Origin of the sequence: Burkholderia sp. HAN2018 (assembly GCF_024704855.1) — a bacterium.
GTDB lineage: Bacteria > Pseudomonadota > Gammaproteobacteria > Burkholderiales > Burkholderiaceae > Burkholderia > Burkholderia cepacia.
On record NZ_QOBB01000062.1, the window covers coordinates 22,605 to 33,541 of the forward strand.

Consider the following 10,937-nt stretch of genomic DNA (forward strand, 5'->3'; position numbering starts at 1 on the left):
GCCAATGGCCGCGGGATGCCCGCATCCGGTTCGGTGCGGTGCATTGCGCCCGAACCGGGCGGGCGTCAAACCGGATCCGCAATCCTTACTGCGGCTTCAACATCCGCTGAATGATCGTCCGCAACATCGCCCGATGCGCGCGCGGCTTGAACCCCGGCTCGAACACCACGCGCCCGACCGCGCCTTCCGCGAGCGCGAGCAGCCACGTCGCGACAAGATCGGGCTTCAGGCTTGCGTCGATCTTCCCTTGCGCCACACCGCGCTTGATCAGCACGACCATCCGCCCTTTCACCTGCGCCTCGTTCGCCGCGAACAGCGCGGCGACGTCCGGATTGCGCGTCGCCTCCGCCGCGGTCTCGACGCAGATGCGCGCATAGACGGGATCGCTCGACAGTTCCATCAACGTCAGTGCAATCTCCTCGATCGCGGCCAGCGCGTCGTCGGCGTCCGCGTACCGCGCGAACAGTTCGGCCATCTCGCGCTGGTCGTCCTGCGCGACTGCCTCGATGATCGCCGCCTTCGTCGGGAAATAGTGGAACAGGTTGCCGGGGCTCATGCCGGCCGCCTTGCAGATCGCGGCCGTGGACGTCGCATGGAAGCCGTCGCGCGCAAAACAGTCGATCGCGGCATCCAGGATCTGGCGCCGCTTCGCTTCCACTCTTTCAGGATCGATCTTTCTCAACAGGCACTCCGTACTCGACGATGACTCGACTCTTTATTAGACTGATTAATCGATCTATTATCGTGGCGACGTCCTGCAGGCGTCAAGACAGCGTGCCCACGCACATGCCGCCTGCGGCATCCGCTCACACCACGGCACCGAGGGCCTCTTGAAACGAATCGTCATCGCCGGCATCGCGCTCGTCCTGTTCGTGCTCGTCGCGGCCGGTGCGCTCGTGCTGCGCGGCCTCGCCGACTTCGAGCTGAAGGGCGCGAACGTGTCGACGCTCACTTTCCACACCAACGGCGCCGGCCTCGTCGGCACGCTCGCGCTGCCGGTCCATGCGCCCGGCGCGCCGATCGTACTGCTCGTGCACGGTGACGGTCCGCGCACCCGCTTCTCCGACGACGCGATGCTGCCGCTCGTCAACAGCCTCCTCGACGCCGGCATCGGCGTGTTCGCATGGGACAAGCAGGGCACCGGCCGCAGCGGTGGCGACTGGCTCGCGCAATCGATGCAGGATCGTGCGAACGAAACGCTCGCCGCGATGGCGCGCGTGCGCGCCGTCGTCGGCCCCGCGCACAAGATCGGCCTGCTCGGCTTCTCGCAAGGCGGCTGGGTCGTGCCGCGCGTCGCGAATGCGGTGCGGCCGGCGTTCTCGGTGATCGTCGGCGGCGCCGTCAGCTGGCGGCGGCAAGGCACCAACCTGACGCGGCAGCAGCTCCAGGCAACGGGCCTGCAGCCGGATCGAATCGATGCGACACTGGCCGCCGAGCGACGCGACAACGACGAACTCTTCGGCCGGACGGACGTACCGGCCGATCCGCGCCGGCGCCCCGACATCGAGCCGCGCCGCTTCGGCTTCATCGCACGCAACTACCTGGAGGATTCGTCGCAGGCGCTCGCGACGATGCAGGGGCCCGTGCTGGCCGTGTGGGGCGCGCAGGATCGCAATGTCGATCCGGTCGACGAGGCGACTGCCTACACGCATGCCTTCGCGGACCGGCCCGACCGGCGCGTGGTGGTCGTGCCCGGTGCGACGCATGGGTTGCTGCGCGCCGGCTGGTTCGACTACCAGCTCGAGTCCGACTGGCCGACGTGGAAGACATGGCTGTACATGGCGCTCGGCCGCCATGCGTATGCGCCCGACACGCTCGCCCCGATCGAGGCGTGGATCCGGTCGCAGTGAACATGTGTGCAGTACCGCGGCGCCGCGAAGGCGCCGCACCTGAAACAGGCAATACGGCCGCGCCGGCAGGCGTGGCCGCATCAAGGAGAGGTTTCAATGTTTTCGTGGTTTGAACGGCGCCTGCCGACTTTCCCGCTCGAAGATCCCGTCACGCCGCCGAGGGGATTCTTCTCGTTCGTCTGGGCGTGCACGAAAGGCGCGCGCAGCTGGATCCTGCTGATCGCGTTGACGTCGGCCGCGCTGGCCGCGTACGAAGCCGCGCTGTTCGCGATGATGGGCCGCGTGGTCGACTGGCTCGCGTCCGCGACGCCGGCGGATTTCGGCAGCCGGCACTTCGGCACGCTCACCGCTTTCGCGGCAATCCTCGCCGGCAGCGCATTGCTGATCGCGCTGCATACGATGGTCAAGCACCAGGTGCTCGCGATCAACTTCCCGATGCGGCTGCGCTGGTTGTTTCACCGGCTGATGCTCGACCAGAGCCTGTCGTTCTACGCGAACGAATTCGCGGGCCGCGTGACGACCAAGATCATGCAGACCGCGCTCGCGGTGCGCGATGCGCTGTTCATGTCGGTCGACGTCGTGATCGGCGTCGCCGCGTACCTGATCGGCATCCTCGCGCTCGCGGCCAGCTTCGACTGGCGGCTGATGATCCCGCTCGCGCTGTGGGCGCTCGGCTACGGCGCGGCATGTGCGTTCTTCGTGCCGCGCCTGGGCGCCGTCGGCAGCCGCCAGGCCGATGCGCGCGCGCTGATGACGGGCCGCATCACCGACGCGTATTCGAACATCACGACCGTGAAACTGTTCTCGCACACGCGGCGGGAAGCCGACCACGCGCGGCGCGCGATGGAAGCGTTCAAGGCGACCGGCGACGCGCAGATGCGCCTCGTCAGCGCGTTCGAGATCGTCAATCACCTGCTGTCGACGCTGCTGCTGGTCGGCTCGACCGGCCTCGCGCTGTATCTATGGATGCACGGCGAGGCGAGCGCGGGCGTCGTCGCGGCGGTGATCGCGATGGCGCTGCGCCTGTCGAGTTATTCGCACTGGATCATGTGGGAGATGACCGAGCTGTTCGAGAACGTCGGCACGATCCAGGACGGCATCAATACGCTGACGAAGGTGCGCAGCGTGGTCGACGCGCCCGATGCGAAGCCGCTCGCGGTGCAGCGCGGCGGGATCGTGTTCGACAACGTGCAGTTCGCGCACGAGGACAACGACCGTGCCGTGTTCGACGGGTTGAACCTGACGATCCGGCCCGGCGAGCGGATCGGCCTGATCGGCCGCTCGGGTGCCGGCAAGTCGACGCTCGTGAACCTGCTGCTGCGCTTCTACGACGTGGGCGGCGGCACGATCCGGATCGACGGGCAGGACATCGCGCACGTCACGCAGGACAGCCTGCGCAGCGCGATCGGGATGGTCACGCAGGATACGTCGCTGCTGCACCGGACGATGCGCGAGAACATCCTGTACGGGCGCCCCGACGCCACCGAGCGCGAGATGCACGATGCCGCCGTGCGCGCGGAAGCGTCCGAATTCATCGACCGGCTGCGCGACCGCCACGGCCGCAGCGGCTACGACGTCGAGGTGGGCGAACGCGGCGTGAAACTGTCGGGCGGCCAGCGGCAGCGCGTCGCGATCGCGCGCGTGATGCTCAAGGACGCGCCGATCCTCGTGCTCGACGAAGCGACCAGCGCGCTCGATTCCGAGGTCGAAGTCGCGATCCAGCGCAGCCTCGACGGCCTGATGAGCGGCAAGACGGTGATCGCGATCGCGCACCGGCTGTCGACCATCGCGGCGATGGACCGGCTGATCGTGCTCGACGAAGGGCGCATCGTCGAGGAAGGCACGCACCAGCAACTGCTGCAGGCGGGCGGCATCTATGCGGCGCTGTGGGCGCACCAGAGCGGCGGGTTCCTCGGCGAAACGGCGGAGGTGGAGAAGGCGGAGCAGTAGGCGGGACCGCTGTGGCAACATGGCGCACGGCGATCGCCGGCCGGTTCGGCCACGGTCGCATTCCCGCCGGCGGGATGCCGCCCCCCCGGCTTCCCGTCGCCCGACGCAGATCCAAGGAGCCCCGCATGACCACGCGACCGGATATCGCCACCGCGCTCGACGCGCCCGATTCGGTGCTCGAGGAAGACGAGCAGCGATTCGTGCAGCGGATTCGTCAGCACGGGTGGTTTCGCACGGAAGTGTTTGCGGAAGGGGACGCACCCGGGTTTTCTTTCACGACCGGGCTGTGGGTCAACCACGGTTTTCCGGAACTCATCGTGTTCTCGATGCCGGCGCGCATCGTCCATGACGTGCTGTGGGACGTCTACCGGATGGTCGCAGCCGGCACACCGCCGCCGGTCGGCGAGGTCACGGATTCCGTCTTCGGCAACGCGAACGCGCTGCTGATGCCGGTCGAGAAGGCGCACTACGAAGCCCATCTCGGCTGGAACCGCTGGTTCTACGGCAACGATGCGTTCCCGTGCGTCCAGTTGCTGTGGCCCGACCGCGACGGGGTTTTCCCGTGGCAGCCGGAAGCGGACGACGCATTGAACGCCGCGCAGCCGCGCCTGTTCGGAGCCGGCAACCAACACCACTGACCCGCGCGCAGGATCGCGCGCACAGTGAACGCCCTGCAGCCGACGTCGCGATGCACATGTGCGCATCGTTCATCCAGCGTATGACGCATAACGTCCCCATGCACCGCCCGCCGGCCGGTTGCGCGCGCATCCATCTCCGCGCCGCCTCATAACGATCCGACAATTTATTGGTTCCCTCGACGATGCGCTGTCCGTATCGTTCACCGACTCGTCAGACCAATCGACCAACGGGGAATCCAACAATGAAACCAGTCCGTTCATTCGCACTGCTCGCGCTGCCGGCCGCGCTCTTCGCCGCCGGCGCCCACGCGCAAAGCAGCGTCACGCTGTACGGCATCGCCGATGCGGGCATCGCCTATGTCCACAACGCGCAGAACGCGAACGGCAGCAATGCGTCGAGCCTCGTCAAGTTCAGCAGCGGCAACCTGTCGGGCAGCCGCTGGGGGCTGCGCGGCACCGAGGATCTCGGCGGCGGCCTGGCCGCGCTGTTCCAGCTCGAGAACGGCTTCAACATCGGCACGGGTGCACTCGGCCAGGGCGGACGCGAATTCGGCCGCAAGGCCGTCGTCGGCCTCGCAAGCAGCACGTACGGTACCGTCACGCTCGGCCGCCAGTACGATCCGGTCGTCGACCTCGTACAGGGCCTCACGCAGGACAACTACTTCGGCGGCGTGTTCGCGACGCCGGGCGACCTCGACAACTACGACAACAGCCTGCGCGTCAGCAACTCGGTGAAATACACGAGCCCGCTGATCTCGGGCTTCCAGTTCGAGGGCCTGTACGGCTTCGGCGGCGTCGCGGGCGCCACCGGCAGCGGCCGCACGTACAGCTTCGGCGCAAGCTACGCGAACGGCCCGCTGTCGCTCGGCGCCGGCTTCTTCTACGCGAACGGCGGCTCCTCGGTCGCGAACGGCGTGCGCACGTGGTCGAGCAGCTCGGACACGCTGTTCAACACCGTGATCAACCAGGGCTTCTCGAGCGCGAAGTCGATCCAGATCGTGCGTGTGGCCGGCCAGTACGTGGCCGGGCCCGCCACCTTCGGCCTCGCGTATTCGAATACGCAGTACGGCGCGGACACGCTGTCGGCGTTCAGCCAGAACGCGAAGTTCAACAACGGCTCCGCGTTCTTCAACTGGCAGTTCTCGCCGGCGCTGCGCACGGGTGTCGGCTACAACTACACGTCGCTGACGGGCCCGTCTTCCGCGCACTACAACCAGGTCAACCTCGGCGCGGATTACGCGCTGTCGAAGCGCACCGACCTGTATGCGCTGTTCGGCTACCAGAAGGCGAGCGGCAACACGCTCAACGCGAACGGCGCGGTCGTGAAGGCCGCCGCGTCGGTCGGCTCGTACGGCGTGAACTCCGGCACCGATACGCAGGAACTCGCGATCGTCGGGATTCGCCACAAGTTCTGATCGCGTCGCCGCCAGGCGACAGCGACGGACGACAGCCGGCAGGCGCGCACCGCGGTGCGCGCCTGCGGCGTTTACACTGTCCGCGTTCATGTTCCGCACGACACAAGGAGGCCGGCATGCTGACCGTATGGGGGCGCCGCAATGCATTCAACGTCCAGAAGGTGATGTGGCTCGTCGACGAGCTCGCGCTTGAGCATCGGCACGTGCCGGCCGGCGGGCAGTTCGGCGTGCTCGACACGCCCGGTTTTCTCGCGATGAACCCGCACGGGCGCGTGCCCGTGATCGACGACGGCGGCACGGTCGTCTGGGAATCGCACAGCATCCTGCGCTACCTCGCCGCGCGTTACGGGCGCCCCGGTTTCTGGCACGACGATCCGGCCGAACAGTCGCGCGCCGACCGCTGGATGGACTGGTCGCAAACCACGCTGCAGCCGACGTTCCTGAACGGCGTGTTCCGGGGCTTCTACCGGACGCCGCCCGAGCAGCGCGACACGGCGCGCGTCGAGCAAAGCATCGCGCAGTGCGCGCAATACTTCCGGACGCTCGATGCGGTGCTGGCCGGGCAACCGTTTCTCGCGGGCGACACGCTCACGCTCGCCGACATCGCGGCCGGCACGCATCTGTATCGCTATTTCGAGCTCGACATCGCCCGGCCGGACCTGCCGCACGTGCAAGCGTGGTACGAACGGCTGAAAGCGCGGCCCGCGTATCGCACGCACGTGATGATTCCGTTCGACGACCTGCGCGGCAAGCTCGACTGAGCAGGCGCCGCGCCAACGGCGGAACGGCTTGTTGGATGGTTGTAAGAACAACGGTGTAGGGTGCCGACCTGTACGCCCGCCGGATTCGCATGCGTCGTCGCGACCAGGATCGTCGCCAGGCGGGTCATCGCTGACCAACCACGCAGGCAACGTGATGAGCGCTCAGGACGTCCCGGTCGACTTCGCTTTTCAGCAGGACACGGCGGCAGCCGTCCATCGAAACGCCGGCCTCGACGCGTTGCGCGCGTGCCTGACGTTGCTGGTGGTCTTTCACCACTGCGCGATCACGTACGGCGCGCTCGGCGGGTGGTACTACCATGAGGTGGCTGCCGGCCCGTCCGTGGAATCCGCGCTGCTGACGCTCTTCTGCGCGATCAACCAGGCCTTTTTCATGGGCCTGTTCTTTTTCCTGGCCGGCTATTACACGTCGCCATCCATCGATCGAAAGGGCGCCGCCCGTTTCCTCGCCGACCGGTTCATCAGGCTCGGCCTGCCTCTGCTGGTGTACGGCTTCGTGATCGGCCCGGCAACGATCGCCCTGGCGCAATCGGGCGGAGGCCACCCGTTCGCGGATACGCTGGGTCGCCTGTGGCGGAAAGGCACGTTCGAGAACGGCCCGATGTGGTTCGCCGAGGCGCTGCTGATGTTCAGCGCAGCTGCAGCACTCTGGCACGTCGCCTTCCGGCGCACCGTGGCGCACGATACGAACCGCCCCGCCCGCACCCCCTTTCCGTCCGACAGGACGTTGGCCGCCGCGGCGTTGCTCACGGGTATCGCGGCACTGGCGTTGCGGTCCCGATGGCCGGTAGGTATCAACGTATGGGGGCTACAGCTCGGCTACTTCGCGAGCTACGTCGTGTTGTACGCAGCCGGGTACCGGACCGCGCGCGTGCACTGGATCGAGCATCTGCCGGCACGGCAGGTCAGACTGTGGTGGCGCATCGCACTGCTGGCACTCCCTGTCCTGCCGGTCGCTTACCTGCTCGCCAAGCACGTTCCTGCATTGCGCGGCCACCCGCAGGAGGTGATCTACGCATTCTGGGAGCCGCTGGTCGCGTGGGGAACGAGCCTGTTTCTTGCCAGCCGTTTCCAGCGGCGCTTCGATCGACTGACGGGCGCATGGCAGTCGCTGTCCCGGCGCGCGTACACGATCTACATCATCCATCCCCCGGTGCTGGTGGGTATCGCCCTCGTATGGCGAACCGTGCCGGTGTCGCCGTTCCTGAAATTCGCCGTGACCGGCGGTGTCGCTTGCGTCACGTGCTACCTGATTGCCGGCCTCCTGCTCCGGGTGCCGAGACTCGCGTCGATCCTGTAAGCGCCCCCATGCCTGACGCAGCTGGAAGAAGGCGCACGATCGAGCCGGAAATGCGAGCCTAATGTCGCCGCATGCCCCCCGCTCCGCCCATGCCGCCGAACCCATGCATTCCGCCGAATTCGCGATGCGCGCCGACCGGGAACGCGCCATGGTGAAAACCGGCACCGATCGGCACGCCGAAGCGGCGATGTTCCATCCCGTTGACGTGAACGACCGGATCGAAATGGTGGAAATGGTGGAAGTGGTGGAAACGATCGATGAAGACGAAGCCCACGCCCGCGCCGATGAAAAGCGGCGGCCCCCAGTACCCCCAGGTCGGCATACGGGTAGTCCACCGCCGGATACCATAAAACACTACCATCGGGACTCTGCACGAACTGCCATGTGCCGTCGTCCTGCAGGCACGCACGCCCGACGATTTGCTGGTCCGTGCCGTCGATGCTCGCTCGCGCGACGACTGCACGGCAGTTGGCCGTGTCGCCCGCCAGATCGTCGTACGTTTGCGCGAAGACCTCCGCGGAACAGCCGAGACAGACGATACCTATCCCGGCTCGAAACAAGTTGCCCATGATCGGCTCCTGATTGCCCCCGACCGCTAGATCGCGGGCACCGTTGGCGGTGCCCGACACATCGAATCGCTCACGCACGATTCACCACGCGGCGGTAACGCGCCGCCGCTACGTACAGGGTCTCCTGCCGGCTAAACGATGCGGCGCGCCTGCTTATTCCAGGGGTCTGGTGCGATTGATCAACGCGGGAACCTTCGACAGTCGATGCCGCGGCTGGCGGCTAGCGCCGGCCTAGCGCCTCGCGAAGCGGTAGGCCGCCGCCGCGCTGATCCCGAATACCAGATGGGCCACCAGCGTGATCGCACCACGAACCGGAATGAACCACGGGAAGATCGCTGTGAAGGCGTACAGGTTGACGCCGTACAGGATGAGGCCGAACGCGCCGCCTGCGAGTAGCGCGGCCGCGAGCGACAGGGTGCGGATCGTTTTCGCCAGCACGGCCGCATAGACCAGCGACAGGACCATATGCACGAGGGTCGCCACCGCCATGACCAGCGGATCGAAGCCGGCGGACGCGTCGACCACGCGTCGCCCCATCACGATGGCGGCCGTGAGGCGTGCGTCGCGCAGCAGGTTCCCGATCGCATCATCGCCGGCGATCGGCCAGAGCAGCAGTTCGACGACGGTCGAGCCGACCGCCGCGGCGAACGCCGCCCAGAGAATCGGGACGACACTGGCGCGTTTCAATTGGCGCCCCCGGTGCAACCGGCCGAGGAATCGAAGCAGCGTGTGCCGCCCCCGCTCCGGCGCCGGTCGGGCAGCATGTGCCCGCGATGCCGAACCGGGCAGCCACGCCACATCACGATGCCCGTTCGCAATCCGTCCAGTAAGCGAACGGATCGCGATGCTTCGGATAGTTTTCGTCCAGCCATTTCAGCAACGTCGCCCGTGCGTTGTCCATGTCGGCTTTCAGCGACGAGGTCGTCAATTCATGCACTTCGACGGACTTCTCGCGATCGACCACGAAGCAGTTCCAGTCGGGGCCGTCGAGATCCGGATCGTCGGACGCCTTCGACGACTTGCCCCAGCCGAACCCCTTGCGTGCGTCGATGTAGTACCGCGGATGCACTTTCAGGTACGACATCTCGCCGCCCTGCAGGCTGCTCTCCGCGCGCAGCACGTCGTGCCCGTCGACGATCTGCGTGACTTCCGGAAGCCGGCGCGCTCGCCATCCGGCGGGCAGCGTCGCGATGGCCTTGACGCTGTCGTACATCCCCCAATCCAGCCCCCACGCTTCGGCCATGCGCTTCATGAATGCGTCCGCATTCGGATAACCGCGCAGCTGAATCCGGGTCGACAGCGTGACTTCGATCCCGCCGCGCACGCCCGTGCCGGCGGATGCCTCGTTTGCGTTCGCTTCGAACGGGTTGCCGGGACGCGACGCGCGCGTCTCGTCCGTGGGCGCCATGCCCGAAAACAGCTGGTCGAGCGCTGCACGCGCTTTCGACGATTTGTCCGGCCTGTTCATTGTTGACCTCGCTTGCACCCGCACGGATGCATACATTTTCGATTTTCGTTCATCTCTCCACCTCATCGTTTTTCGCGGACGCATTGTCGTCGATCCGGCGCCGCCGGCCTAGTGCCTCGAATCGCACACCGCGTCCTTCGCACCAGCCGGCCCGCCGTGGCGGGTCGCCACGACCATTTCCATTTCGCTCAGTTGCCTGCCGCCACCGCCGCCCGCATCCGCTCCATCAACGCCAGCACCTCCGGCCGATTCTCCCCCTTCGCGTGCACGAAGTAATACCGGAGCACCGAATCGACCTCGCGGCGGCTCACGCGCACGAGTTCGCTGCGCTTGAGATAGGCATCGGCGAGCGGTACGCGCGCCAGCGCCACGCCGAGCCCAGCCTCGGCCGCGGCCAGCACGAGGTTGTAATCCTCGAACCGGCGATCCTGCGCGCGCGGCTTGAACGGCACGCCCAAAGCATCGAACCACGTGCGCCAGCCGGTCACATCGGAATCGTGCAGCAACGGCATGTCGAGCAACGCGGCATCGCCGCGCCGGCGGCGCTCCGCAGCCAGTTGCGCGGCGAGCCGCGGATGCGCGACCGGATAGAGCCGCTCCGGCATGAACGCACGGGTTTCGAGCTGGCGCCAGTTGCCGCGCCCGTACCGGACCGACAGGTCCGCTTCGCCGCCGGCGATATCCACGTTGCGAAGATCGATGCCGAGTTCGATCTGCAACGCGGGCGCCTCGCTCTCGAGCGCATGCTGCCGCTCGAACAGCCACAGCTGCGCGAATGCCGGCACCACGCTCATCCTGACCAGTCGCGGCGCACGCGGCGAACGCCACTGATCGGCCGCACTGTCGATGATCGCGAACGCCTGTTCGATCCGGCCGACGAAGCGCTGCCCGTCCGGCGTCAGGCGCACGCCGCGCGCATGACGTTCGAACAACTTCAGGCCGAGCCAGTTTTCAACGGCGGCCACCCG

The 10,937-nt window shown here is 67.0% G+C and carries 10 protein-coding genes and 1 pseudogene; 6 read left to right on the forward strand and 5 right to left on the reverse strand.

From position 1 onward, the window contains the following. Nucleotides 1-85: 85 nt before the first annotated feature. On the reverse strand, nt 86-682 hold the full coding sequence (locus DPV74_RS17790) for a TetR/AcrR family transcriptional regulator (protein ID WP_119337659.1): 597 nt from the start codon (nt 680-682) through the stop codon (nt 86-88). Between the two features lie 148 nt (nt 683-830). On the opposite strand from DPV74_RS17790, the gene DPV74_RS17795 reads away from it, so the two are divergent. The 6 genes from DPV74_RS17795 (at nt 831) to DPV74_RS17820 (ending at nt 7,932) form a co-directional block, all read left to right on the forward strand. Next, entirely contained in the window at nt 831-1,850 is a 1,020-nt protein-coding gene (locus tag DPV74_RS17795; protein WP_119337660.1) for a S9 family peptidase, read from the forward strand. Between the two features lie 96 nt (nt 1,851-1,946). Next, the gene (locus DPV74_RS17800; protein ID WP_119337661.1) at nt 1,947-3,800 is read left to right on the forward strand and encodes an ABC transporter ATP-binding protein; all 1,854 of its coding nucleotides are present in this window, start codon (nt 1,947-1,949) and stop codon (nt 3,798-3,800) included. 125 nt (nt 3,801-3,925) lie between these two features. After that, complete coding sequence (locus DPV74_RS17805; protein ID WP_060085843.1) at nt 3,926-4,438, forward strand: DUF4262 domain-containing protein; 513 nt, start codon at nt 3,926-3,928, stop codon at nt 4,436-4,438. 242 nt (nt 4,439-4,680) lie between these two features. Beyond that, nucleotides 4,681-5,853, forward strand: coding sequence for a porin (locus DPV74_RS17810; protein WP_119337662.1), 1,173 nt, complete (start codon nt 4,681-4,683; stop codon nt 5,851-5,853). Nucleotides 5,854-5,969: 116 nt separating this feature from the next. Beyond that, nucleotides 5,970-6,614: a glutathione S-transferase family protein gene (locus DPV74_RS17815; RefSeq protein WP_059491831.1), complete on the forward strand. Its 645-nt coding sequence runs from the start codon at nt 5,970-5,972 to the stop codon at nt 6,612-6,614. Nucleotides 6,615-6,768: 154 nt separating this feature from the next. Next, nucleotides 6,769-7,932, forward strand: a complete 1,164-nt coding sequence (locus DPV74_RS17820) for an acyltransferase (protein WP_205571919.1) — start codon at nt 6,769-6,771, stop codon at nt 7,930-7,932. A 58-nt stretch (nt 7,933-7,990) separates the two neighbouring features. Here DPV74_RS17820 and DPV74_RS17825 read toward each other — a convergent pair. The 4 genes and pseudogenes from DPV74_RS17825 to DPV74_RS17840 all read right to left on the reverse strand — a co-directional run. Further along, nucleotides 7,991-8,501: pseudogene (locus tag DPV74_RS17825) on the reverse strand (hypothetical protein). 231 nt (nt 8,502-8,732) lie between these two features. Further along, entirely contained in the window at nt 8,733-9,188 is a 456-nt protein-coding gene (locus DPV74_RS17830) for a sodium:proline symporter (RefSeq protein WP_119337664.1), read from the reverse strand. A gap of 112 nt (nt 9,189-9,300) precedes the next feature. After that, a complete protein-coding gene (locus DPV74_RS17835) occupies nt 9,301-9,969 on the reverse strand; it encodes a hypothetical protein (protein ID WP_027792169.1) in 669 nt (222 codons plus the stop codon). 188 nt (nt 9,970-10,157) lie between these two features. Continuing rightward, nucleotides 10,158-10,937 (reverse strand): LysR substrate-binding domain-containing protein (locus tag DPV74_RS17840; RefSeq protein ID WP_240439993.1); only part of this gene is annotated, 780 nt, incomplete at its 5' end.

Excerpts from the sequence above, each read along its gene's own strand:
- DPV74_RS17800 (WP_119337661.1), top strand. The coding sequence starts at position 1,947 with ATGTTTTCGTGGTTTGAACGGCGCCTGCCGACTTTCCCGCTCGAAGAT.
- DPV74_RS17805 (WP_060085843.1), top strand. The coding sequence starts at position 3,926 with ATGACCACGCGACCGGATATCGCCACCGCGCTCGACGCGCCCGATTCG.
- DPV74_RS17810 (WP_119337662.1), top strand. The coding sequence starts at position 4,681 with ATGAAACCAGTCCGTTCATTCGCACTGCTCGCGCTGCCGGCCGCGCTC.
- DPV74_RS17815 (WP_059491831.1), top strand. The coding sequence starts at position 5,970 with ATGCTGACCGTATGGGGGCGCCGCAATGCATTCAACGTCCAGAAGGTG.
- DPV74_RS17820 (WP_205571919.1), top strand. The coding sequence starts at position 6,769 with ATGAGCGCTCAGGACGTCCCGGTCGACTTCGCTTTTCAGCAGGACACG.
- DPV74_RS17835 (WP_027792169.1), bottom strand. The coding sequence starts at position 9,969 with ATGAACAGGCCGGACAAATCGTCGAAAGCGCGTGCAGCGCTCGACCAG.